The organism is Corynebacterium tuberculostearicum (genome assembly GCF_022347385.1).
Lineage (GTDB): Bacteria > Actinomycetota > Actinomycetes > Mycobacteriales > Mycobacteriaceae > Corynebacterium > Corynebacterium tuberculostearicum_M.
Map to the genome: position 1 here is coordinate 1 of NZ_JAKRDT010000024.1, position 23,881 is coordinate 23,881.

At 64.8% G+C, this 23,881-nt stretch carries 24 protein-coding genes, 2 tRNA genes and 1 other RNA gene; 19 read left to right on the plus strand and 8 right to left on the minus strand.

Annotated elements, in window-relative coordinates; genetic code table 11:
* Positions 1–195 precede the first annotated feature (195 nt).
* The 3 genes from MHK00_RS10815 (at position 196) to MHK00_RS10825 (ending at position 2,549) form a co-directional block, all read left to right on the plus strand.
* Positions 196–387 carry a hypothetical protein gene (locus MHK00_RS10815; protein ID WP_005323180.1) on the plus strand — a complete coding sequence of 64 codons (192 nt, stop codon included), beginning with the start codon at positions 196–198 and terminating at the stop codon, positions 385–387.
* A gap of 252 nt (positions 388–639) precedes the next feature.
* On the plus strand, positions 640–1,503 hold the full coding sequence (locus tag MHK00_RS10820) for a DUF418 domain-containing protein (RefSeq protein ID WP_251068584.1): 864 nt from the start codon (positions 640–642) through the stop codon (positions 1,501–1,503).
* A 2-nt stretch (positions 1,504–1,505) separates the two neighbouring features.
* Entirely contained in the window at positions 1,506–2,549 is a 1,044-nt protein-coding gene (locus tag MHK00_RS10825; protein WP_200436054.1) for a trypsin-like serine protease, read from the plus strand.
* On the opposite strand, the gene MHK00_RS10830 is transcribed toward MHK00_RS10825, so the two are convergent.
* On the minus strand, positions 2,546–3,574 hold the full coding sequence (locus tag MHK00_RS10830) for a prephenate dehydrogenase (protein WP_005327391.1): 1,029 nt from the start codon (positions 3,572–3,574) through the stop codon (positions 2,546–2,548). The genes MHK00_RS10825 and MHK00_RS10830 overlap by 4 nt on opposite strands.
* Before the next feature lie 39 nt (positions 3,575–3,613).
* Here MHK00_RS10830 and MHK00_RS10835 point away from each other — a divergent pair, with 39 nt between their 5' ends.
* The 6 genes from MHK00_RS10835 (at position 3,614) to tgt (ending at position 8,998) form a co-directional block, all read left to right on the plus strand.
* On the plus strand, positions 3,614–4,093 hold the full coding sequence (locus tag MHK00_RS10835) for a tRNA adenosine deaminase-associated protein (protein ID WP_005323176.1): 480 nt from the start codon (positions 3,614–3,616) through the stop codon (positions 4,091–4,093).
* Positions 4,094–4,118: 25 nt separating this feature from the next.
* Entirely contained in the window at positions 4,119–4,550 is a 432-nt protein-coding gene (locus MHK00_RS10840) for a nucleoside deaminase (RefSeq protein ID WP_250411820.1), read from the plus strand.
* Between the two features lie 51 nt (positions 4,551–4,601).
* Positions 4,602–4,802 carry a CsbD family protein gene (locus tag MHK00_RS10845; protein WP_005323174.1) on the plus strand — a complete coding sequence of 67 codons (201 nt, stop codon included), beginning with the start codon at positions 4,602–4,604 and terminating at the stop codon, positions 4,800–4,802.
* Between the two features lie 91 nt (positions 4,803–4,893).
* Positions 4,894–4,981: transfer RNA gene (locus MHK00_RS10850), tRNA-Ser, on the plus strand.
* 202 nt (positions 4,982–5,183) lie between these two features.
* A complete protein-coding gene (locus MHK00_RS10855; RefSeq protein ID WP_250411793.1) occupies positions 5,184–7,751 on the plus strand; it encodes an MMPL family transporter in 2,568 nt (855 codons plus the stop codon).
* 2 nt (positions 7,752–7,753) lie between these two features.
* A complete protein-coding gene (gene tgt, locus MHK00_RS10860) occupies positions 7,754–8,998 on the plus strand; it encodes a tRNA guanosine(34) transglycosylase Tgt (RefSeq protein ID WP_250411795.1) in 1,245 nt (414 codons plus the stop codon).
* Here tgt and MHK00_RS10865 read toward each other — a convergent pair.
* Positions 8,983–9,657 (minus strand): queuosine precursor transporter, encoded by a 675-nt coding sequence (locus MHK00_RS10865; RefSeq protein ID WP_436232080.1) that lies wholly within the window; start codon positions 9,655–9,657, stop codon positions 8,983–8,985. The two genes, tgt and MHK00_RS10865, sit on opposite strands and share 16 nt — an antisense overlap.
* A gap of 33 nt (positions 9,658–9,690) precedes the next feature.
* Between MHK00_RS10865 and gluQRS the strand changes: the two genes are divergently transcribed.
* From gluQRS to MHK00_RS10880, 3 genes are read left to right on the plus strand one after another with little or no spacing between them, the layout of a single operon-like run.
* Positions 9,691–10,584, plus strand: coding sequence for a tRNA glutamyl-Q(34) synthetase GluQRS (gene gluQRS, locus MHK00_RS10870; protein WP_250411799.1), 894 nt, complete (start codon positions 9,691–9,693; stop codon positions 10,582–10,584).
* 11 nt (positions 10,585–10,595) lie between these two features.
* A complete protein-coding gene (locus MHK00_RS10875) occupies positions 10,596–12,176 on the plus strand; it encodes a cation:proton antiporter (protein ID WP_250411801.1) in 1,581 nt (526 codons plus the stop codon).
* A gap of 10 nt (positions 12,177–12,186) precedes the next feature.
* Positions 12,187–12,522: a hypothetical protein gene (locus MHK00_RS10880; RefSeq protein ID WP_005323168.1), complete on the plus strand. Its 336-nt coding sequence runs from the start codon at positions 12,187–12,189 to the stop codon at positions 12,520–12,522.
* Positions 12,523–12,610: 88 nt separating this feature from the next.
* Here MHK00_RS10880 and MHK00_RS10885 read toward each other — a convergent pair.
* Positions 12,611–12,699, minus strand: a tRNA-Ser gene (locus MHK00_RS10885).
* Positions 12,700–12,878: 179 nt separating this feature from the next.
* Here MHK00_RS10885 and ffs point away from each other — a divergent pair.
* The 6 genes from ffs (at position 12,879) to recR (ending at position 18,395) form a co-directional block, all read left to right on the plus strand.
* An RNA gene (ffs, locus tag MHK00_RS10890) (signal recognition particle sRNA small type) lies at positions 12,879–12,977 on the plus strand.
* A gap of 60 nt (positions 12,978–13,037) precedes the next feature.
* On the plus strand, positions 13,038–14,309 hold the full coding sequence (locus MHK00_RS10895; RefSeq protein ID WP_250411803.1) for an aspartate aminotransferase type Ic: 1,272 nt from the start codon (positions 13,038–13,040) through the stop codon (positions 14,307–14,309).
* The gene (locus MHK00_RS10900; RefSeq protein ID WP_250411805.1) at positions 14,263–14,853 is read left to right on the plus strand and encodes a suppressor of fused domain protein; all 591 of its coding nucleotides are present in this window, start codon (positions 14,263–14,265) and stop codon (positions 14,851–14,853) included. The genes MHK00_RS10895 and MHK00_RS10900 overlap by 47 nt, the downstream gene beginning before the upstream one ends.
* Before the next feature lie 18 nt (positions 14,854–14,871).
* Positions 14,872–17,235 (plus strand): DNA polymerase III subunit gamma and tau, encoded by a 2,364-nt coding sequence (locus MHK00_RS10905; protein ID WP_250411807.1) that lies wholly within the window; start codon positions 14,872–14,874, stop codon positions 17,233–17,235.
* 62 nt (positions 17,236–17,297) lie between these two features.
* A complete protein-coding gene (locus tag MHK00_RS10910; protein ID WP_005327377.1) occupies positions 17,298–17,666 on the plus strand; it encodes a YbaB/EbfC family nucleoid-associated protein in 369 nt (122 codons plus the stop codon).
* Positions 17,667–17,738: 72 nt separating this feature from the next.
* Complete coding sequence (recR, locus tag MHK00_RS10915) at positions 17,739–18,395, plus strand: recombination mediator RecR (RefSeq protein ID WP_005323161.1); 657 nt, start codon at positions 17,739–17,741, stop codon at positions 18,393–18,395.
* A gap of 23 nt (positions 18,396–18,418) precedes the next feature.
* On the opposite strand, the gene MHK00_RS10920 is transcribed toward recR, so the two are convergent.
* The 5 genes from MHK00_RS10920 to MHK00_RS10940 all read right to left on the minus strand — a co-directional run bounded on the left by MHK00_RS10920 (position 18,419) and on the right by MHK00_RS10940 (position 23,502).
* The gene (locus tag MHK00_RS10920) at positions 18,419–19,522 is read right to left on the minus strand and encodes an HNH endonuclease signature motif containing protein (RefSeq protein ID WP_250411810.1); all 1,104 of its coding nucleotides are present in this window, start codon (positions 19,520–19,522) and stop codon (positions 18,419–18,421) included.
* Positions 19,523–19,631: 109 nt separating this feature from the next.
* Positions 19,632–20,405: a type 1 glutamine amidotransferase gene (locus tag MHK00_RS10925; protein WP_250411812.1), complete on the minus strand. Its 774-nt coding sequence runs from the start codon at positions 20,403–20,405 to the stop codon at positions 19,632–19,634.
* Positions 20,398–21,675, minus strand: a complete 1,278-nt coding sequence (locus MHK00_RS10930; protein WP_250411814.1) for a Mur ligase family protein — start codon at positions 21,673–21,675, stop codon at positions 20,398–20,400. Before MHK00_RS10930 ends, MHK00_RS10925 begins: the two co-directional genes overlap by 8 nt.
* A gap of 27 nt (positions 21,676–21,702) precedes the next feature.
* Entirely contained in the window at positions 21,703–22,998 is a 1,296-nt protein-coding gene (locus MHK00_RS10935) for a DNA polymerase III subunit epsilon (RefSeq protein ID WP_366512278.1), read from the minus strand.
* Positions 22,999–23,196: 198 nt separating this feature from the next.
* Positions 23,197–23,502 (minus strand): hypothetical protein, encoded by a 306-nt coding sequence (locus tag MHK00_RS10940; protein ID WP_050776578.1) that lies wholly within the window; start codon positions 23,500–23,502, stop codon positions 23,197–23,199.
* Here MHK00_RS10940 and MHK00_RS10945 point away from each other — a divergent pair.
* A partial coding sequence (locus tag MHK00_RS10945; RefSeq protein ID WP_250411818.1) for a hypothetical protein occupies positions 23,489–23,881 on the plus strand: 393 nt, incomplete at its 3' end. The two genes, MHK00_RS10940 and MHK00_RS10945, sit on opposite strands and share 14 nt — an antisense overlap.

Genomic DNA, 23,881 nt, shown 5'->3' on the forward strand with positions numbered 1-23,881 from the left:
TCGCGGCCGGGCAAATTTAACTTCAGAGTTTTCTACCGGATCGATGTAATGAGACATTAGTGCTGGTTAGACCGGAACTATCTCATAAGACATGCGGAACGATGTCTCCGAACCAGACACCTCCGGGCGCACAAAATCAGCCGCCTTCGGGCGGCTTTTCTTGTATCTCAGCCCGTCCCACCCAGGTCTCGATCTATGAAGTCTTCCGCCCTCGTCTCCGGCCTCATCGCCGGTGTCATCCTTGGCCTCATGCTATGGCTGGGGTCCGGCATTTTCTGGCTCTTCCTGGTTGGCCTAGGCATTGGGGTCGCTGCAACCCCGCTCCTAAAACTGGCCGCCGATCCTTCTCGTTCGCGCAAGCGCCGCGATAGTTCCTTCCGCGACTAGGTCCGCACCACGCCGCTCCTCACGGCACCCGCATAAGTCAGGCACAAGTCTCACGCAATCCACTTATAAAATGCAGGACAAGTATAAAATATTCGCAGCAACCTTCCAGACAGGCTTAGTAGAAAAAGAAAGTCTTTATTAACAAGGGGAGCGCGGCGACGCGTTCCCCTCCGTCTTGAAGGAGAACGCTAGGTGTTAGCACCCTCGCGCATTGTAGGGCTCGATATAGCCCGCTCACTTGCGATTATCGGCATGATAGTTCTGCATATGGCCTCCTTGGTGTGGCATACCAAGGTCATTTTAAATGGCTTGCCCGCAGCACTATTCGCCGTTCTGGCCGGCGTCACGTTGATGCTTATTTCCCGCGATTTCACGGCGACGACGTTCCTGCGCATCATCGCCCGCGGCTGCATAATTACGATTATCGGTCTCGCCCTCCTGCCCGTGGGCGGTGAGATTCAAATCGTCCTCGTGGTCATCGGCATCACGATGATCCTCGTGTCCTGGGTCCCGCCGCTGCGCTGGTGGTGGAAGCTCCTGCTCCTCGCCGCTGCCACCGCCGCCGCGACCATAAAATATGCGCCGCTGACCCTTCCGCAGGTCTATCCGCTGCTGGCCTATTGTGCCTATTTCCTTGCTGGCATGCTGCTCTATGAGGTCTATATCCGCAGCTCTCGTGCCGCTGCCCAGTGGGTGTCCACCGGCATCGCCGCCGTGGTCGCCGCTGCCGGTTTTTACTTCCGCTTTGCCCCGGACATGCCTGGCTGGCTGCGCTTTACCGGCCACACCGGCGTGCTGGGAGAGATTGTCCTATCCATCGCCGTCGCCGCGATCGTCCTGCACTTATGCCTGCTTATCGGTCGAGTGGTGCCTAAGCTGGCGTATCCCTTTGCTGCGCTGGGGGCAATGTCGCTGAGCATCTACATCCTGCATGTACTCACCGCTTACTACTGGCAGAGCCACGTCTCCCTGCACAACACCGCCTGGGCCTGCGCGTTCATCGCCCTCTTCCTCGTCTTCGCGAGCCTATGGCGCCGCCTGATAGGGAAGGGGCCGGCCGAATGGGCCGTCGCCAAAGTTATCGCCATCGCCGTTCCTGCCGGAAAGAAGGACTAATCATGCAGCACAAAATCTTCCCTGCCTTGCTCGCCGCCAGCATCGTGGCACTGACTGCCGCCCCGGCCACTGCACTCGAACACGGCGAACCAGCTCCGGACTCCCCGGAAGCCCGTACCGTCGCCCAACTCAAGATAGGACGCGTGGGCAGCTTCGGCGATTGCACCGGCACCCTCGTGGCCGCCCAGTGGGTGCTCACCGCCCGCCACTGCCTCGAGTCCGTCAATAACGAGGGCACGCAGGCCCGCATCAATGGCACCACCTACGACGCCGATTCGTGGGCGCTATCCCCGCTTTCCGACGCCGCCCTTCTCCACCTCACCACCCCCGTCACCGACACCACCCCGGCTGAGATTTCCGCTCACGTGCCAGAACCTGGCCAGCGCGGTACGCTTTACGGCTGGAGCAGCAGTTCCTCCATGGCGCGCCGCGGCCAGCTGCCGCAGGCGGAGATGGAAGTGGCTGAGCTCCTCGGCGTCGGCCCTGCTGGCCCCGCTAGCTCCACCGAACCAGGCGCCGCAGACGCGGCCGAGGATGGCGCCGAGGATGCCGCTGGCGGAGAAAGCATTCCCGCGGCCGAGGCCATGCCGGGGCTCAGTGCACCAGAGGGGACAGAAAGCGTACCGGCCGGCGAAGCGATGCCGGGTGGGGCGCCAGATGGTCCGATGCCACTAATTGAAAGCGCCATCCTCGACGTACACTCCACCGGCCGAGCCGGCATGCAGGGCGGCGACTCCGGCGGTCCTTTCTTCGTAGACGGAAAGCTTGCCGGTTTGGCCACCGCGGGCACCGCGAACGGGGACCCAGACCTGCCTTCACCTAGTGCGGCTATTACCACGCTGGCCGGCACCAAGGACTGGATCGAGGGAGTAGTGAGCGGGCGCGATAAGGAAGCGATTCTCACCGCGGAAACCACTCCCGAACCGCCGAAAACCCCGCAGACTAGCGCCGACCACCCTTGGCTTTATGCCGGCATAGCAGTGCTAGGTCTTATTGCCGCCGCGGTAGCATCTCGCATTCCTGGCCTGCGGGGCCGAAAGCGTTAGAAAATCTCGATGCGCCCGCCCAGGGACTCGGATTGGCGCAGCTGCGCCACCCAGTTCGGGCCGCCTGGGTGTAGGCGCAGCACTGGGCGGGAAGAAATCTTGACCGGGGAAACCGATTCCTTGCGCGCGCCGGAGCGGGCATCGATGCGGGTGCGGGCGCGATAGCCGGCGTCGGAAAGTTCAGCGATGGAAGGCTCGGGGGAGTCGAGCTTCTCGCGGGCATCGCGCAGCAAGTCCAAGGCTTCGTCCAATGCTTCCACCAACGCCGGCGCATTGGTCTCGCACATCTGCTGTACCAGCTCTGGGTGCGTGCCGGCCACGCGGGTAGCGTCCTTGAAAGAACCGGCAGACAGGGACTGTGCCAGGATTCCGCCGTTATCGCCCACCACGGCGAGGATCTCCGCAAAGACGTGCGGCAGGTGGGAAATGCGCGCCACCGCGGCATCGTGATTAGCCACGCGGATAGGAACCGCCTCTGCGTGCACCATCTGGGTCATGCGCACGACCTCGGTGAAGGTCTCAATCCACTGCTTCGGAATCTTTTCCCCGCGCGCCTCACACTCGGCGGCGTAGTCATAGGTAATGCCCCACGCCGCGCGGCGGAACAGGTCCTTCTGCGAGTTATCCCAACCGGACTTGGACGTGCCCGCCATCGGGTGGCCGCCCACGTAGCGCGACTCCATTCCGCGCTCCAGTACCTGCTGGCGTACGGCCGTCTTAACGGAAACGACGTCCGTAATGCCGCAGCTCGGCGCGTGCTCCTGAATGGCGTCGAGCACCTCGCCCACCGCGTTCATAGGCACGGCTATGACAATGAGCGCGTTCTCCGTCTCCGCGCGGGTCAAAATCGTCGGAAGATCATCGGTGACGTCAAAACCCTGCTTTACTGCAGTGCGGGCGCCAGACGTGGAGTGGTTGTATCCAAAAACGGGGTGGTTGTATCCGGCGAGATCGCGCAGCAAAGAGCCGCCGATGAGGCCGAGGCCAATAATGCAGATAGGGCGTTGAACATCTTGAGAACTCACGATGACAATTGTGGCACAACACGACTAATCTCACGAGGTATGAGCAACGAAAATTACTCCTTCGCAGTAACCGTCGCCCGCAACGCGGGCCAATGGCTGGTGCGCAGCTTCAACGATGACTTTGAGGATCCGCAGACCTCCATCAATGCGGTGCGCAGCCTGCGTTCCGAGGGCGCTGCGTTCGCGCTGCTGTGCGTGGAGGATGCCTATTTTATTGCCGTGCGCCCAGTGCCGGGCGGGGTAAAGATGCTCATCTCGGACGCCACCTATGGTGTCGACGATGACTTCGCCGCCGATTTCATGGATATCAACGATCATGAAATCCCGGATGTGGACCCCGAAGAGGCCGATCCTTATGGCGAGGGCGATTTCGATATCTTCGCCGACCTTGGTCTATCCGAGGACCAGGTGGGCTACATCATTGACAATGATGAGGACTGGCCTTCCGATATGTTGCTGCGCATCGCCGGCGAGCTCGGCTTTGGCGATGAGTTGGAAGACGTCATTGATAACGCCTGAGCCCTTGCTGCGCGCGGAGGCTCGGATGCGCCGCGCCCTCGACGTCGCCAAGCATGCGCCGGCCGGCGACGTCCCCGTGGGTGCGGTGCTTTACGACGCCGCCGGAACCGAACTTGCCACCGGCGTCAACCGCCGCGAAGAGCTTGCGGACCCCACCGCCCACGCCGAGGTCGAGGCCATTCGCCAGGCCGTCCGCGTGCACGGCGATGGCTGGCGGCTTTCCGGCTGCGAACTCGTTGTCACCCTAGAACCATGCGCCATGTGTGCCGGTGCGCTGCAGGCCGCGCGGGTGTCTTCCGTGGTCTTCGGCGCCTTTGAGCCCAAGACGGGCGCGTGCGGCTCGCTTATCGATGTCCTCCGTGCCCCCACCGCCCCCTTTACCCCGCAGGTCCGCGGCGGCGTCCTCGAAGGCGAGTGCGCTGGGTTGCTCCGAAACTTCTTCGACGGCCTGCGCTAAACGTGCGTACACTGGTGGTCATACAACAACTGTCTACTCAAAGGAGTGATTATGGGCGATTTGGAAAACAAGAAGGATGGCCTCGTAGGCAAGGCAAAGGAAGCCTACGGCGAAGCTACCGACAACAAGGACGTAGCTAACGAGGGCAAGGCCGACCAGGTCACCTCCGAGGCTAAGGACAAGCTGTCTGACGCCGCTGAAGGCATCAAGGACAAGGCCAACGAGGTTATCGGTGGCCTGAAGGACGACTAATCCTCGTCCCTCGTTTCCGCATCTCGCTGCGCTGGCACCCCGCCGGCGCAGCGATTTTGTCGCTCGGGCCTACTCCCGTAATCTGGAACGCGGTGGCGTGTCCGAGCGGCCGAAGGTGATCGCCTCGAAAGCGATTGTTGGGTAACCCCCAACCGCGGGTTCAAATCCCGCCGCCACCGCACCGGGATCCCGGCCTGTTTACGCAGGTCGGGATTTTCTTTTGTCCAATTTTCCGGCAGGCGCGCGGAATCCGGCTGGCTGGCCGCCAGCTGTGAAAACTGGGACGCAGGTGGCTTCGTGATAGGGGATTGTGGGGTAAGGCCACTACACTAGGGCAAAGTTCAACCCGTCCCCCACGCGAATGCGAAGGTACATCTACCCGTGGCTAAACTGCTTTATCGTCTTGGGCGCTGGTCTTTCCTCCATAAGTGGAAGGTCATCGTGGCATGGCTGCTGCTGCTCGCCGCCGTCGGCGGTGCCGCCGCCTTGCTGATGAAACCGATGACGAGCGAGTTCTCCATCAAGGGAACCCCGTCCATCGACGCCACCTACAAGACCATGGACCTCTTCCCAGAGGGCGGCAACCCTGCCAACTCGCCCTCGGTCAACGTGGTCTTCAAGGCTCCAGACGGCCAGAAGCTTTCTGATCCCGCCAACCGCGAGGCCATCGACGCCACCATCTCCTACCTCGAGGACAACCTGGAGATGGCCGATACCACGCGCTTTGGCAACCCGCTTGAGGTCTCGCCTCGCCTGCAAGACCAGGTGATCCATCAGTTCACGGATATGGGGCTGCCGGAAGCATCCGCCCGCGCGGACGCGGACAACCTCGCCATGGTCAATGATGACGAGACCATTGCCTATACCACCTTCAATTTCGACGCCGAGTCGCCCTATAGCGTGGAGCAGGCCGACAAAGACACCGTTACCGACGCAATGAATATTGCCCGCGACCGCGGCCTCACGGTGGAGGGCAATGGTGCTGGCTTCGGCGATGAAATCGCGGTCAATTCCACCTCTGAGATCATCGGCCTCGGCGTTGCCTTTATCGTGCTCATCTTTACCTTCGGCTCCCTGGTTGCTTCGGGTATGCCTTTGGTGTCCGCCGTCATCGGCGTGGGACTAGGCGCGCTGGGCATGTTCATTGCCACCCACTGGATTGAGCTCAATAATATGACCCCGGTCCTGGCCATCATGATTGGCCTTGCCGTGGGCATTGACTATGCACTGTTTATTCTGTCGCGCTACCGTGCCGAGCGCCGCCGCATGGATGGGCCCGATGCCGCAGGCATGGCGGTGGGCACGGCCGGTTCCTCCGTGGTCTTTGCCGGCGCGACCGTCTTTACAGCGCTCTTCGCGCTCCTCATTGCACGCATTGGCTTCCTGACAGCCATGGGCTTGGCTGCCGCCGGCACCGTCGCCATCGCCGTGTTGGTCTCGCTGACGCTCATCCCCGCGATGCTCGGCTTGCTGGGCGATAAGGCCTTCAACGGCCGCATCCCCGGCGTGGCCGGCAACCCGACCCGTAAGGGCAAGCGCCGCCGTGGTCCCACCATGGGCAACCGCTGGGTGCGCCTAGTTCAGAAGGTCCCCGGCCTGGCCATGGCGTTGGTTGTGCTCTCCCTGGGCGCGATGACCGCGCCGGTGCTCCACATGGAGCTCGCCCTTCCGGCCGATACCACCTCCAATCCCGATACCACCCAGCGCAAGGCTGCCGACATCATGTCCGAGGGCTTCGGACCCGGCGTCAACGGCCCCTTCCTCGCCGTGGTCGATGCCCATACGGTCAACGCGGATGCCGGCGCCCTTGCCCCGCTTGTCGACGCCCAATCCCAGTCCGAACCAGCCCCCGCGCCCGCCCCCGCACCAGACGCGGAGGCCGCGCCCGAGGGCGCTGCCCCTGATCAACCGCAGCCGGACCAGCCCGCGGCCGAGGCCGAGCCGGAAATCGCCCCGGCCGCCGAGGTAGTAGACACCTCCGCAGACACTGCGGACAATTCCTCGCCGGAGGATAAGGCCGCGCTCGCGTCCTTCCTGTACACCGCGGACCAGCTCAAGGGGCTGGGCGGCGTGAAGCACGCGCAGATCGTCGGCCTGAGCCAGGACCAGCGCGCCGCGCAGATCATGGTCACCCCAGACACCGCGCCGACGGATGCCGCGACGGTCAACGTTGCGCACGCGCTGCGCTCGGCCACCAGCGAGATTGAAGACGCCACCGGTACCGACATCGGCTTGACCGGCCTGACCGCCGTGCAGCTCGATATCACGGAGCGCCTCGAGGAAGCCATGGCGCCGTACCTGGCCATCGTCGTAGGCCTGGCCATCGTGCTACTCCTGTTGGTCTTCCGCTCCATCCTGGTGCCGCTGGTTGCGGGCCTGGGCTTCCTGCTGTCCGTCGGCGGCGCCTTCGGCCTGACCGTCCTGGTCTGGCAGGAAGGCCTGTGGAACCTGGTTCCGGCGCCGGGCCCGCTGATTTCCTTCATGCCCATCTTCCTCATCGGCGTGACCTTCGGCCTGGCGATGGATTACCAAGTCTTTTTGGTCACCCGCATGCGCGAGCACATTTCTCGCCACCCGGAGGGCACCGGCGGGCGATATAGCGCCGTCGACGAGGCCACTATCACCGGTTTTACCCAGGGTGCCCGCGTGGTCACGGCCGCGGCCATCATTATGATTTCGGTCTTCGTGGCCTTTATTAACCAGCCGCTGCCCTTCATCCAGATTTTCGGCTTTGCCCTGGCCGCCGGCGTGCTTTTCGACGCCTTCTTTATCCGCATGACCCTCGTCCCCGCCACCATGTTCCTCATGGGCCGCGCGACGTGGTGGATGCCAAAGTGGCTGGCGAAGATTCTGCCCACCCTGGATATCGAAGGCACCGCCCTGGAAGAAGAATGGGAAGCTAAACACGCTACCCCTACCCCTAGCCCTGCACACAAGGAAGAAGAGTAAAGATGGACTTGAGTTTCGACGTCGGCAAGCGCCTGCCCGAAGGCCCCGGCAAGCACGGCCGCAGCGGTGTCATCCACACCCCGCACGGTGATATCCAGACCCCGGCCTTCATCCCGGTGGCCACCAAAGCCACGGTTAAGACGCTGACCCCGGAGCAGATTCGCGCCACCGGTGCGCAGGCCATCTTGTCGAATGCGTACCACCTCTACCTGCAGCCGGGCCACGACATCGTGGACGAGGCCGGCGGCGTGGCCAAATTTGAAAACTGGCATGGCCCGACCTACACCGACTCCGGCGGATTCCAGGTCATGTCGCTGGGCGTGGGGTTCAAAAAGGTCCTGGCGATGGACGTTGCGGATCTCAGCGATAAGGACATCCGCGCCGCCAAGAAGGAACGCATGGCGCAGGTGGATGAGGACGGCGTGGATTTTAAATCCGTCATCGACGGCTCCAAGCACCGCTTTACCCCCGAGAAGTCCATGCAGATCCAGCACGGGCTGGGCGCAGACATCATGTTTGCCTTCGACGAGCTGACCACGCTCGTTGATACGCGCACTTACCAGGAAGAATCGGTCGCGCGCACGCACCGCTGGGCCAAGCGCTGCCTGGATGAGCACGATCGCCTCACCCGCGAGCGCGCCCACCGCCCGAAGCAGTCGCTGTGGGGCGTTGTTCAAGGCGCGCAGTACGAGGACCTGCGCCGCCAGGCCACCCGCGGCCTGCTCGACCTCGACCGCGCCGCCCGCGAGGACGGCAAGCGCGGCTTCGGCGGCTTCGGCATCGGCGGCGCGCTGGAAAAGGAAAACTTGGGCACCATCGTCGGCTGGGTGTGCGATGAGCTACCTGAGGACAAGCCGCGCCACTTGCTCGGCATCTCCGAGCCGGACGATATCTTTACCGCCGTCGAAGCCGGCGCCGATACCTTCGACTGCGTGGCGCCCACTCGCTTGGCTCGCCGCGGCGGCGTCTACACCCTTGACGGCCGCATGAACCTCACCAATGCGCGCTTCAAGCGGGATTTTGCCGGCGTGGACGAGGAATTCGGTGGCTACGTATCCGAGAATTACTCCCGCGCCTACCTGCACCACCTGCTCAAGGCGAAGGAATTTCTCGCCGGCACGCTGTGCACCATCCACAATGTGGAGTTCATGATTCGCTTGGTGGATAATATCCGTGTCGCCATCGACGGCGGATATTACGAGGCCTACCGCGATGAATTCCTCGGCCGCTATTACGCTGGCAAGTAGTCCTCGCGCTTCTTCACCCACTTAATGACCGCGGCCGTCACCGGCAGCATGACGGCCTCCATCAGGGTCTTCCACACGAAGCCCACGATGACGTAGTTGATAAACCCGCCCACGGTATCCACGCCGATGACCGGCGCGGCGATGGCGCAAAACAGCAGAGTATCGCCGAACTCGCCCACCACGGTGGAAGCGATAAGGCGCGCAAAGAGGCCCTTTTCGCCCGAGCGCTTCTTCATCGCGGTCAGCGTCCAGGCGTTGAGCAGCTGACCCACCAGGTAGCCGGCCAGCGAGGCGGCCAGAATCTGCGGCATCAGGCCAAGGGTGGCGGCGAAGGCCTCTTGACCCTCGTAGAAATCAGCCGCCGGCAGCCAGATGGCGATATAGAAACACACGGCCGCCAGGATGGCCATCGCAAAGCCAATATAGACCGCGCGCCGGGTGGACTTGAAGCCATAGCACTCCGAGAGCACATCGCCGACGATATAGGCCAGCGGGAAGAGGAAAAAGGCACCGTCGGTCACCAGCGGGCCGAGCTGGATGCCCTTGGTGGCGTTGATATTGGAAATCAGGAAGGTCACCACAAACACGGTGACCAGCCAGGGGTAGAGAGTAGAGCGGACGGGAATGAAGCGCACCTCAGCGCCGTTCGTTTTTTCCATACCCGCCATTGTGCCAGTCCGTAGACTGTGGGCATGAATTCTGCGACCACCGGCGCCGGCCGCTATGCGCCGAGCCCCTCGGGCGATCTGCATTTTGGCAACCTCCGCACGGCGCTTCTGGCGTGGCTTTTTGCCCGCTCGACGGGGCGGCGCTTTGTGGTGCGCGTGGAGGACATCGATAAGCAGCGCTCTTCCCAGGAATCGGCCGAGCGCCAGCTGGCGGACCTGCGCGCGCTCGGACTGGACTGGGACGGCGAGGTCATCTACCAGCACGATCGCGACGCTGCCTATGAGCAAGCCTTGGCCCAGCTGCCCACCTACGAGTGCTATTGCTCGCGTAAGGAAATCCGCGAAGCCTCCCGGGCCCCGCACGCCATCCCCGGCCAGTACCCGGGCACCTGCCGCAACCTCACCGAAGACCAGCGCGCGGCCAAGCGTGCCGAGCTTGCGGCCCAGAATCGCCAGCCTGCCCTTCGCCTGCTTGCCGACGTCCCCACATTCACCATCCACGACGCCCTCCACGGCACCTATACCGGCGACGTCGATGACTTCATCCTGCGCCGCGGCGGCCAGGACACCGGTTGGGCGTATAACTTGGCCGTCGTCGTCGACGATGCCTTCCAGGGCATCGACCAGGTAGTCCGCGGCGATGACCTGCTCTCCTCCGCGCCGCGCCAGGCCTACCTCGCCTCATTGCTCGGTATCGAGCCGCCGGAATATATCCACGTCCCGCTCGTGCTCAATGAATCCGGTGAACGCCTAGCCAAGCGCGATGGTGCGGTAACCATGCGGGAAATGGGGGACGTGGGGGACGTCGTCAAGCAGCTGGCGGCCTCGCTGGGGTATGAAGCCGACAGCGTCGCAGAGCTGCTCGCGCAATTCGAGCCCGACCGCTTAAGCCCTGATCCCTATATCTGGCGCGGGTAGAATCTGGGCCCATGGACGTTCTTCTGGTGCTCATTGGGCTCATGCTGCTGACCGTGTTCGTCGTCGCCATCGGTGACAAGATTGGGCTGCCGTGGCCGGCGTTGCTGACGATTATCACTGCCTGCGCTGTCTTCGTGCCGGGACTGCCCAGGTTTGAGCCGCCCACCGAGCTCATCCTGCCCATCTTCCTGCCGCCCCTGCTGTGGGCGCTGGCCCGGCGCACTTCGTGGGGCGTTATCCGCGAGCAATGGGTGACCATCCTGAGCCTTTCCGTGCTGTTGGTTGTCGCCACCACGCTGGCCGTCGGTGCCACGGCCTATGCATTCCTGCCCGGCATTAGCCTGGCCGCCGCCATCCTCATCGGTGCGGCCATCGCCCCGCCGGACCCCGTCGCCGTTGACGCCGTGGCCGAACCCGCCGGCATTCCGCGCCGCATCATCACCACCTTGCAGACCGAGGGCTTGTTTAACGACGCCGCCTCCATCGTCGCCTTCAATCTCGCGCTGACGGCCGTGACCCAAGGCGATGAGCTTTCCTTCGGCGGCGGCGTGCTCAACTTCTTCTACTCCGCATTCGTTGCGTGTGGCCTGGGGTGGGTCGTCGGCCGGCTGGTGGCGCTGTTTATCACCCACGTCCACGACGTCACTGCGCGCAACGCGCTGACCTGGGTGACGCCGTTTGCGGTCTACCTCATCTCGGAGGAACTCGGCGCCTCCGGTGTTATCGCCGTGGTCATCGCGGCCGTGGAGCTTAATTCCCGCGCCGATATCCAGGCCGAGGACCGCCTGTCCGGCCAGTCTTTTTGGGAGACCATCGAGCTGCTCTTTACCGGCGTCGCCTTCGGGCTCATTGGCCTGACGGTCAATACCGCCATCGGCGAAGTGGGATCGGACCTGTGGCATTCCGTGGTGGTGGGCGTCATCTTGTCCCTCGTGGCCTTTATCGTCCGCTTGGTGTGGATGTACATCTATTACCGCATCAACGTCTCCCGCGGCCGCCCGCGCGTGGCGCCGCTGCGCCTGCAGGAGGTGCTGCTGATGACGTGGTCCGGCATGCGCGGCCTCGTCACCTTGGCGCTGGTTTTATCCATCCCAGCCGGCGTGTTCAGCTTCCACCACGAGCTTGCCGTTATCGCGCTGACCGTCTTGCTGGTCACGATGGTGGTGCCCGGCCTGCTGCTGCCGTGGCTGATGGAGCGCCTCGACCTCACGGAGGCCTCCCAGATTGCCAGCGATAAGATGCGTGCCGCCGTGGTGGCCCGCGCGCGTGCGGCCAGCATCGAGGCCCTGTCGCACTTCCGGCCGGACGGCCACATTACTGCCGACGCCGAAAAGGTCGACCCCGAAATTTCCGCCAACGTGATTCAGTGGTTCGAGGACAGGCTGGGCGATGGCGAGGATGTTTCCGATGACTCCCGCAAGCAGCGCGCCTGGCAGGCCCGCCACGTGGCTCTGGAGGCCCGCCGGACCGCTTTGGCGGCGGCGCAGGAGGAGCTGCTGCGCCTGCGCGGCGATCGGGCTTATAACCCGGCCATTGTGGACGAGGTGCTCGAGGAGATTGATCGCATGGTTCTAGGCGCCAAGCGCCACTAGGCTGGGCGGCATGGATCCCTTCGATTATGCGCAGCTTGAGGACGCGCTGGATTACCTCTACGACTTCCTCGACCAGGACCTAGCGGACCGCGTGCGCGCCGAGCGCGAATATGTCCCGGCCGGGCTGGAGGGCCTGCTTGCCGACGACTCCCTCGACGACTACGTCTGGCTCTGGATCAAAGACCCAGGCCCGAATGGCTTCCGGCAATACCTGCGCGATGGCGGCTATTCCGAGGCCGAGGTCTCCCAGGCTTTCCTCTGGGCGCGCACCGAGTGGGGGATGAATACGCCGCCGCACGTCGCGTGGTTGAAGGCGGATGGCTACGAGCCGCCGGTCATCGATTAGGGGAGAGGGGCGTCGGCAAGCGCGGCTCGCGCCCGTGTACAACAAAAATCCCGGCTCCATGCTGTGTAGCAGGAGCCGGGATTTCCTGTGGCGGAGGATGTGGGATTTGAACCCACGAGGGGCGTGAACCCCGCACGCGTTCCAGGCGTGTGACATAGGCCGCTAGTCGAATCCTCCGAGAAGAAACATTAGCAGCCGTGGCAATTATTTTACCAATCGCCAGGTCAGGACCTGTTTTCGGCGATCTAAAGCCGTTTTGTGTCGGATGGTCCTTGGGTCGCGCGCCTGCGGGCGGTGGCGGCCCGTGCGGCCGGAGGCTCATTTGGCTAAACCGGCGCGCGGGCGTTAGAGTATGAGGCAGGATTCCGCGTGGCGTCCATCCTCTGAACTCCCCCAGGGCAGGAATGCAGCAAGGGTCAGGAGGCTCTGGCGGGTGCGCGGGGTCCCCTTTTTGTATGGCGTGCGTTACTATTGGGGGCTAAAAGTCGCCCTATACATGGAAGGTAGACATACGCATGTCGCTTCTTACTTTGGAATCGTCCGAACTCGCGGAGCTCGCCGCCCAGGTCCGTAAGGACTACGAGGACCTTAAGGCTAAGGGCCTGAAATTGGACCTGACCCGCGGAAAGCCGGCCAAGGCACAGCTGGACCTCTCCAATGATTTGCTGGCGCTGCCCGGCCCGGGCCATTACACCGATGCGGCCGGAAACGACCTGCGTAACTACGGCAACCAAAAGGGCATCAAAGAACTGCGCGATATCTGGGGCAAGCTGACCAACATGGACCCAGAGCTGCTGGTTGCCGCAGACTCCTCCTCGCTGAACATCATGTTCGACCTGATTTCTTGGGCGTTTCTCTTCGGCACCAATGATTCCGCACAGCCGTGGAGCAAGGAAGAAAAGCTCAAGTGGATTTGCCCGGTGCCGGGCTACGACCGTCACTTTGCCATCACGGAGCAGTTCGGCTTCGAGCTGGTCACGGTGCCAATGGAGGAGGACGGGCCGGATGTAGAGGCCGTCGAAAAGCTGGTGGCAGATCCGGCGGTCAAGGGCATGTGGGTAGTGCCGATGTTCGCTAACCCCACCGGCGCCGTGATTTCTGAAGATAAGGCCCGCCGCCTCGCCCGCATGGAGGCCGGCGCGCCGGATTTCCGCATCGTGTGGGATAACGCCTACGCCGTGCACACCTTAACCGAGGACTTCCCGGAAATCCTGCCGATTCTGGATATCGCAGAGGAGGAAGGCAACCCGAACCGCTTCTGGGCCATGTCTTCTACCTCGAAGATCACCTTCGCGGGCGCGGGCGTGGGCTTCTTCGGCACCTCGGAGGATAACCTCGAGTGGTACCTGGAGCACGCCGGCATTCGCGGCATCGGCCCGAATAAGATTAACCAGCTGGCGCACCACGAGTTCTTCGGCTCTGCCGAGGGCGTGCGCGCGGTGATGCGCCGCCATGCCGCGCTGATTAAGCCCAAGTTCGATGCCGTGCTGCGCATCCTGGACAAGCGCCTTGGCGAGTACGAGGTGGCGCAGTGGACCAACCCGAAGGGCGGCTACTTCATCTCCCTCGACGTCGTCGACGGCACCGCCAACCGCGTCTGGGAGCTGGCGCGCGATGCCGGCATCCTGCTCACCCAGGCCGGATCCGCCTACCCTTATGGCCAGGACGACAATGACCGCAATATCCGCCTCGCCCCAACCCTGCCGCCGCAGGAAGAGGTCGAGGCCGCGATGGACGGCGTTGCCACCTGCGTGCTGCTCGCCGCCGTGGAGAAGTTGGGGGCCTAAAATCAACGCCGATGAGTCTGCCCTGTGGCTGAGCGAGATTATCCCGGCGCCGCTGGAGTTCCGCTACGTCGATAAGCGCCGGCTAGGCCTTGCCTCGCTTGCCGACGCCCAATCGCTCGCCCTCACCACCACCTTCAACACCACCGACACCGGCCTGCAAAGCCAGGACGACGGCACCGATGTGCGCTGCGAGCTGCTCACGGTGGCGCGCACCGGGCAGCCCGAGGTGGCCGCCGCCATCAACGCCGCGGCTGACACCTTCGAAAAGGCCGGCGGCCTGCTGCCGGCGCAGCCGGGCGTGATGCTGCCGTCCATCCTCGATGTCCCTGACATCACCGTGCACCATGGGCTCTTCATCGCGCCGTACCTGTGGGGCGGGCAGACCCCGCAGTTTCGCGAGGAGGGTCGCCTGACCCTCATCTTGCAGCTGGTCATGCTGACGGATTCGGAATATGCGTTTGGGGTAGAAGAGGGCGTCGGCAAGCTGCAGGCGGCGGTGGCCGAGCAGGGCATTGACCTGCTGGACTGGTCGCGCGAGGGTTAGCCGGTAAACTGGCTAACCGTGGCTTTATACCGGAAATATCGTCCAGCAACGTTCGCGGAGGTCGTGGGCCAAGAGCAGGTCACCACGCCGCTATCCGCCGCCCTTGATGCAGGGCGCATCAACCACGCCTACCTCTTTTCCGGCCCGCGCGGCTGCGGCAAGACCTCCTCGGCGCGGATTATGGCCCGCTCGCTCAACTGCGAACACGGGCCGACCTCGACGCCGTGCGGCAAGTGCGATTCCTGCGTCTCCCTCGCCCCCGGCGGCCCCGGCAACCTGGACGTAACGGAGCTCGACGCCGCCTCGCACAACGGCGTGGAGGACATGCGCGAGCTGCGCGACCGCGCCTACTACGCGCCGGCCGAATCGCGCTACCGCATCTTCATTATTGACGAGGCGCATATGATTTCGCCCTCCGGTGCGAACGCACTGCTCAAGGTGGTGGAGGAGCCGCCCGAGCACGTCATCTTCATCTTCGCGACCACGGAGCCGGAGAAAATCATCGGCACCATTCGCTCGCGTACCCACCACTATCCCTTCCGCCTGCTGACCCCGCCGGCCATGAAGGGCCTGCTGCAGCGCACCGTTGCGGCCGAGGGCGTACATGTTGAGGACGCCGTGTACCCCATGGTCATTGAGGCGGGCGGCGGTTCCCCGCGCGATACTTTGTCTCTGCTGGACCAGCTGCTGGCCGGCGCCGGGCCCGATGGCCTGACCTACGACCTTGCCCGGCCGCTGTTGGGCGTCACCGATGTCTCGCTGCTTGACGACGCCATCGAAACCCTCGCCAACCAAGACAAACCCGGCCTCTTTGCGATGGTCGACCACGTCATCGAGGCCGGCCACGACCCGCGCCGCTTCGCCGTCGATTTGCTTGACCGTTTGCGTGATCTGATGATCCTGCAGGCCGTGCCCGGCGCCATCGAGGCCGGCCTCGTCTCCGCGCCCACCGACCGCGCCTCGGTGCTCACCGCCCAGGCACAGCGCTTTTCCGGCCCGCAGCTGACTTACCTGGCCTCCACGGTCAACGACCGCATCAGCGACCTCACCGGTGCGACTTCACCGCGCCTGCTGCTAGAAATCATGTGCGCGCATCTGCTTATCGGGTCCACCGGCCCCGCTGGCGCCGGGCCTGCACCCGCAGCGGCTTCCGCTTCCGCTCCCGCCCCCGCTGCCAACGCTGCCGCGGTCTCGCCCGCGCCGGCTGGCCCTGCGACCCCGGGCGGTGCTCCCGCAGCCAACTCTGCCGTCGCCGGTGCTCAAGACCCCCAGTCCGCCGCTGCTGCCATCATCGCTCGCCGCCGCGCCAAGTCCCAGGAGCAGCAGGCTTCTGCCCCTTCGTCTGCTCCAACCTCTGCACCGGCCGCTCAGCCGCAGCCGCAGGCCCCGTCCCAACCGGAACCGCAACCGAAGGCGCAACCCGAGCAGCCGGAGGCCGCAGAGCCGCAACGCACGCAGAAGCCTCAGGACCAAGAGCCGCAACCGCAACCGCAACGGGACGAAGCGGCTGTGGCAAAACAGCCGGCAAAGCAGGAACAGCAGCAAGAGGCTGGGGACCCGTGGCAGCGTGAGCGGCAAATCCCGCAAGCAGAAGCGCCCGCGCAGCAAACGCCGCAGCCGGCACCGGACCAGCAGGAGCGTCGCGAGCCACTGGAGAAGCCTGTGCCGGCCCGCGCGGAGGAATCCGCCACGGAAACTGCGCCGGAACCTGCCGCGCAATCGCAGGCGGCGGAGGAGCCGGCGGGTGACTTCGCAGAGGCCGTGAGGGAGAAATGGGTGGCGTTGAGGGGGAGCGTCGGAAAGCGGAATAAGGTGGCCGAAATCATGCTGGCCGAAGCCCGCGTGCTTGGCTTCCGCGATGGCACCCTGACGCTGGGACACACCACCGGCGCGCTGGCCGAGCGCATCAACGCGCCCGCCAATAACGCCGTCATAGTGGAGGTGCTCAAGGAGGAGTTCCAGCGCGATGTGACCGTGACCTGCGTGGTGGGCACCGACCCGAAGACCGCCGGTTTCGATGCCCCGCGGCCGCCACAGCGCAAGGAAGCGTGGACGCCGAATCAGCCGGCGCGCGAGCCGGCCGACGACCAGGAGGCGGAGAGTAAGCCGGAAAGCGCGCCTGGGTGGCGCTCGCGCATCGCACGGGCGACGCAGGCGGCCAAGCAGCGCGATGAATCGCAGTTCAGCAATGGCGTGCCGCTGCCGCCCGAGCCTGAGCCGGACTTTGGCGCTCCGCCCGAGGAGCCGCCGGCCTATACCCGCGACGACGAAGAGCGCGACATGATGGAGGCCGCGCAGTCGACCGGCGAGATGGATCATCGCAGCGCTACCGAGGTAGCTATGGAGCTGCTGGAGCGCGAGCTGGGCGCCCGGCGTGCCTAACCGGCAAGCACGGTACACTCGGGCGGTAGCGAAATTTACAGTTGAATTAGAAAGGAAACGACATGGCTGACCAAGACCCAATGCAGCAGGCAAATGACATGAATGACCTCATCGCGCAGGCCGCGCAGGTGCAGGCGGACCTGCAGAAGGCGCAGGAAGAAATCCTCGCAACCAACGTTGAGGGCCAGGCAGGAAACGGCTTGGTTAAGGTGACCATGACCGGTGGTGCCGAGCTCGTGGACCTGCAGATCGATAAGTCCGTCGTGGACCCAGAGGACGTCGACACCCTGCAGGACCTGGTCATGGGCGCGTTCAAGGAGGCCCACGCTGCGGCCGGCCGCCTGGCACAGGAGAAGATTGGCCCGCTGTCCCAGGGCATGGGCGGCCAGGGTGGCCCGTCTTTTGAGGATGTCTTCGGCGGCAACCAGTAGCCCGCACGATACGATAAAAGGCCGTTGCCCCGCGTTGGGGCCGCGGCCTTTTGCTGATTTTGGGAGTAATTGATGTTTGAAGGACCTCTGCAAGACCTCATCGACGAGTTTTCGCGCCTGCCGGGCATCGGCCCGAAGTCGGCGCAGCGCATCGCGTTTCACGTTTTGCACATGGAGCCTGAGGACATCGAGCGGCTGCAGAACGCATTGGGTGCGGTGCGCGATGGTGTGACCTTCTGCCGCATCTGCTGCAATATTTCCCGCGAGGATGTCTGCCGCATCTGCATTAACTCGCAGCGCGACGCCTCGACCATTTGCGTGGTGGAAGAGCCGAAGGATATCCAGGTCATCGAGCGCACCGGCGAGTATGAGGGCCGCTACCACGTCTTGGGTGGCGCGCTGGATCCGCTAGCGAATGTGGGCCCGCGCGATTTGAATATTTCCACGCTGCTGCAGCGCCTGGGCGGCGTGCTGCCGGATCGCGAGCTGGCGGATTCCACCCCTGAAGCCCCGCTTTACGACGCCACCCCCACCATCCACGAAGTCATTCTCGCCACCGACCCCAATACGGAGGGCGAGGCCACCGCCGCATACCTGGTGCGGTTGCTGCGCGACTTCCCTGATTTGAAGATCACCAGATTGGCCTCCGGCATGCCGCTCGGAGGCGATCTGGAGTTCGTGGACGAGCTCACCTTGTCCCGCGCGCTCTCTGGCCGCCTGACCATTTAACGCGGGGAATCCGCAAGCGCGGGCTAGGGGACGGCGGCCGTGGGCCCGGTTCGCGCGCGGCCGGTGAACACCGGCGGGCCGTGCGCTCTGCTGGCCGCCCCGCTCTCCGCGCTGCTGCATATACCGCTGTGATCGCTATGCATGCTGCTATGCGGGCTGTTAGGCGTAGCGTTGTGCCGGCTGGCGGGCGGAAGCCAGGCGATTCGGCCATTGACGCGGGCCATGCGGCCGCGGCCCGGCAGGCCGTTGATGGAGTTGTGATACGGGCACAGCAGCGTCATGTTTTCGGGGTGGGTGAGGCCGCCGCGGGAGTATTCGATGAGGTGGTGGGCTTGGCATTCGGAGGCGGGGCGTCGGCAAGCGGGCCAGGCGCAGCGGGCGCCTTCGGCCTCGAGCATGCGGCGCTGCTTCGCGGAGGCCTGCCGGGTGCGGTAGAGGTTGACCGGCCCGCGCTCGGGGTGGATGAGCGTGAAAAGGCCGGCGCCGGCGAGGGTGCGGCGGACGAGTTCGGCGCCGGTGATGGTAGCGCCGTTGGTGAGAGCGAGGCGGATGTCGTCGCCGTCGCCGGCCAGGATTTTCAGGTAATCCGGCAGCTCGATGATGACATTGGTGGTCACGGTCGCGGGCGCGGCGGCGCGGGAACCGGTGAGCCAGGCCAGCGGGTCGGATTTGGCGGCGGCCCAGATATCGGCCATCTGCGCGGCGGGGCCGGTGAAACTCAGGGTGGTTTTCTCGCCGTGCATGATGCGTCGGCCGCCGTCTTCGCGCTCGGGTGGCGGGTTGATTTCGCGCAGCAGCCGAGTGGCCGCGCGCGAGACCTGCGCGGTGGTGCCGGCGGTGGCGCATAGCTTCTCGCGGAATTGCCAGCGCTTGGTGTGGTCAGAAATGCCGCGTGAGCGGCGGGCGATGAGCGCGAGGGTCTCCAGGCTGTGTTGGTTGCGGCGCGCGGCGGCCAGGGCGCGGGATTGGTAGCGCGAGTGGCTGGTGGGCGAGAGGAAGGCCGCGGCGGTGCGGCGCAGGGTGCGCGCTTGGTCCGCGGGCAAGGGCAGGCTGGAGGCGGCGTGGGCCTCTTCGAGAAGTTCCACGCCGCGCTTAGCGATGTCGCCCAGCTGCTCCAATAACGTCATGCCCCGCAGCCTATGGGCGGGGGCACGCGGCTACAAGGGGTGGCGGCCGAGCCTGTGGATAACTCGGGGGTTGTGGGGCCGCCGGGCGAAGTTATCCACAGGTGTGGGCCTATCTTTGGGAGCGCGGGGGCTCGGAGGCGTTGAAACGTTCGACGCGCAGGCGGTCGACGGCCGGGATCTCAATCGGCTCGAGGTCCGCGAGGGCCACGCCCATGGCCTGGGCGAGGAGGAGATCCGCCAGCTGCGGGTTTCGGGCCAGCGCCGGGCCGTGCATATAGGTGGCGATGACGCTGTCTTGGACGGCGCCTTCGTAGGTGCGCTGGGCGGAGCCGTCGCTGAGGTCGGCGGTGGCGGCCTGGTCGGCATTGCCATTGCCGCGGGTGAGCGTGCCGAGCGGCTGCGCGGACGGGCCGAGGATGGTGGCACCCAGGTGGTTTTCAAAGCCGGTCAGCGGCTCGGTGAGGTCCGCGGTGACACCGGCGCGGGTGGGCTCGGAGGCTACCTCGCCGATGGCGCGGTCCTGCATGCCGGCCGTGGTGGCGTCGAGCAGCCCGACGCCGTCGATAATGCGGCCGGAGGCGCGGAAGGATTCGCCCAGGACCTGCAGGCCGGCGCAAATGGCAAAGACGGGGCGGCCGGCGTTAGCGGCGCGGGTAAGGCCGCCATCGGAAATCAGGTGGTCCGCGGCCAGGATCTGCGCGGTATCTTCGCCGCCGCCGAGGGTGTAGATATCCAGCGTCTCGGGCACGGGCTCGCCCAAGCGGATGGGGTGAATCTCCGCCTCGAAGCCGCGCATGCGGGCGCGCTGGCGCAGGACGAGGGCGTTGCCGTCGTCGCCGTAGGTACCGAGGACGTCGGGAAGCACTAGGCCGATATTAAGCATTGGTGGCCTCCTTGGAAAGCGCCTTCTTCAAATCGCGGAAGGCGGTGTAGTTGGCGAGGACCTCGATGCGGCCCTCCGGGCAGGCGCCGAGCGCGTCCATCGGGTCCGGGATGAGCTCGTGGGAGATATCGGCGTAGACCAGGCGCACGGCCAGGTCGGTGCCGCGCTCGCCGGCGGCCTTGACGCTTAAGCCATTGAAGCCTTCGAATTTCACGTCCCACAGCCAGGACATGTCGATGCCATCGGCCACCTGGCCGTTGGTGGCGATGACCAGGCCATCGGCGCTGCGGTCCACCATGGACAGGGCTTCTTGCCAGCCGGCCGGGTTCTTGGCTAGCAGCAGGCGAATGTCGCGGCCCTTCCAGTGAATAGTGGAGTAGCGGCCGGCGACGTCGTCGATGCCCTCGGCGGCCGCAATGGCCTTATCGAGGTCCACACCGAAGCCCTGCACGGCCGCGGCGATGGCTTGGGCGGCGTTGCCCCGGTTCGCGCGGCCGGGCAGCGCCAGGTTCAGCGGGCGCTTGGCGGTCGGGGTGATGATGCCATGCTTATCGACGCCCCAGGTAGGCTGCGGCCGGCGGAATTCGCGGCCGTCGGCAAGCGGCTTAACGGCGTACCAGTCATCTTCGGTGCGCACGACGTGCCCGCCGGTGCGCGGGCAGGTGACGGAATCGCCGAGCCAGCCGGCACCGGCCGAGACCCAAATGACATTCTTGGCGTCATAGGCCACGGAGGTCATGAGCACGTCGTCGCAATTGGCGATGACGAGCATGTCTGGGTGGGCCTCCACGGCGCCGCGCAGGGCGCGCTCAATCTTGTTGATTTCACCCACGCGGTCCAGCTGGTCGCGGGTGAGGTTGAGCAGGACTAGGGCCTGCGGGTTGAGGTTATCGGCCACGTGGGGCACGTGGAGCTCGTCCACCTCGAGGACCAGGTGCGAGGCGTCTTTGCCGGCCATGAGCGCGGAGATGATGCCGGCGTCCATGTTGTCGCCGCCGTCGTTGGTGGCTACGGTGTGCTCGGCGCGGACCGCGGCGGCCAACATGCGGGTGGTGGTGGACTTGCCGTTGGTGCCGGTAACCAGCACGGCCGGGCGCCCACCGCCCAGGTTGGTCATGATGGAAGGGTCAATGGCATTGGCGATTAGACCACCGATCATTCCGCCGGCGCCACGGCCGGTGGCGCGGGAAGCGGTGGTGGCCAGCTTCGCGGCGGTAGTGGCGGTGGTGGTGCGCAACTTTTTCAGCGCACCCGGGACTCTAAAACTCATGTCCCCTAGGGTAGTCGGGCGGGCGGCTTAGTCGTTCTTTTTCGCCGCCGAGCCGCCAGAATTTCGGCGGCCTCTGCCACGACCTCCGCGGCCACCGCGGCGCCGGCGCCGCTTGTTGTTCTTACCGCCGCCCTTTTTGTTGCTCTGAGACGAGCGTTGGGCCCGCGGCGCTGGCTTAGTGGGTTCGGGTTCGGGCTCGGCGTCTTCGATGCGCGTGAGGGCGTCAAGAAACGCGGCGTCCGACATCAGCGGAATGCCCTTGCGGTGGGCATGCATGGGCTTTCCCACCAGATCCGTGGTGACATTGCAGACCACCAGCGAGGACTCACGGGTAAGCTTTTCCGAATAATTGAGCTCCTCGCGCATGAGCGCGGCGATGATGGTGTCCGGGTCCTCGAGGATTTCCGGTGCGACGACGATTTCCATGCCGCGGCGCAGCTCCTTGCCCGGCTCGTACTTGCCGGGGTTGTGGTGCTGGACGGGGGCCTCGGCGGCGTCGACACGCACGTGGGAGCGTTGCAGGCCGAAGCGATCGGCGCGCACGTCCTCCGGTGCATAGCTGCGCACCGTGCCGCCTTCTTGCTTGCGGTAGAGCGCGATGAGCAGCTCGGTGTCCTCGCGCGAAGTCTCCGGCTCGGGGCGGGCGGCGCGCTCCACCGAAGCCTGCGGCGTGGCGTCTAGGCCGCTCTGCTTGGCGACGCCCCCCAGCCGCACATCATTTGCCCGCACCTGCTGCGCATAGGAGGTGGCCAAGGTATCGATAATGCGAACCGGCGTGGGGACGTGCCCGACCTTTTGGCGGCGCCGGCGGCCCTTATTGCGGCCGCGGTTGCGCGCACGGTTTTGGCGCGCGGCGGCCATCATGGCGCGGCGGGCCTCGGCGACGAGAAAGCCCCAGGTATAGGGGAGATCGTGGACGATGAGCGTGCGGCCGTCGATAAGCTTGTCCAGCGATTTAAGGATCTTGCCAAAAGCTGGCGCCTGCTCAATATCGGTGGTGCTCAGCCCGTGGAGGTGGCGCGGCCCGGCGTCGATATCGGGCTTGAGGACGGCGTGGAAGAGCTGGCCTTGTTCGCCGGCGTCGTTGAAAGCAATGGCGTCGATAGTCACGATGCGCCCGGTGGAGGGATGGATGCCGGTGGTTTGTAGGGTCAGCGCCACGTAGGGGTAGTCGGCCGCATCGGTGGATGAGTCGGCCTGCTGCGGCTGCTGTGGCTTCTTATTAGCCGTTTCCTGCGCGGCAGGCCGCTCGTGACGGGCAGGTGGGTGCGGCTTCGGTTTTGGCTTGGGTTTTGCAGCGTCCGGTTCGCCGGACGGTCGCACCGCGCGGCGCGGCCTAGCGCGTCGCTGTTCTGCGCCTGGTTTGGGCGCTGTGGACCTGGCCGCGTGGCGCGAAGCCACCGTCGCGGGCGACGGCGCTGGGGCCGACGCCGGCGTGTGCTGCGGGGAGGGGCCAGGTGTGTTGTTCATTAAACTCAGTGTAGTATCCCGCATTTCGTGCAGGGGGACAGGGCGCGCCGCTTAATTTTCCACGACGACAATGACCTTCGGCGGAGTCGTTGGCTCTTCGGGCTCCTCAGGGCGCCCCGGTGCTTCCGGCTCTGCGGGCTCTGCTGGCTCTGCCGGTTTCTCCGGTTCTTCCGGCTCTTCCGGCTCGGACGGTACCAGCGGCACCTCCGGTTCGAGCTCTACAGTGATCTCTGGTTCGGGGGTGGGGTCGATTTCTGAGCCAGGGATCGTCGTCGTAGGAGCAGTAGTCTCCGGCTCTGGCGTCGGCTCGAGCTCGGAACCTGCGATAGTGGTGCTTGGCGCGGTGGTAACCGGCACCGGCTTAGGCTCAGGCTCGGACTCCGAGGTCAGCAACGGAGACGTCGTGGTAGGTGCGGTCGACTCCGAGGGCTTTGAATCCGAGGACGCAGGCTCTGAAGATTCGGGCTCGGGCTGTGCCGAAGTGGACGTAGAGGACGCAGAGGTAGAGGTAGACGTAGACGAGTCTGCAGCCTGGGTCGGCTTAGACGTTGGCTCGCTCGTGGCAGAACTTGTGGCGGAGCTGGAAGGCTCTGCGGTCTGCTTTTCCGTCGAGACTGCGGTGGTAGTTTCAGCTGTCGTTTTCTTGGAAGTTGTCTTTTCCGAGGTAGACGTGCTTGAGGTCGGCAGATCGGACGGCTCGGCAGGCGAGGATGCCTCAGAGGACGGCTCTGCAGAT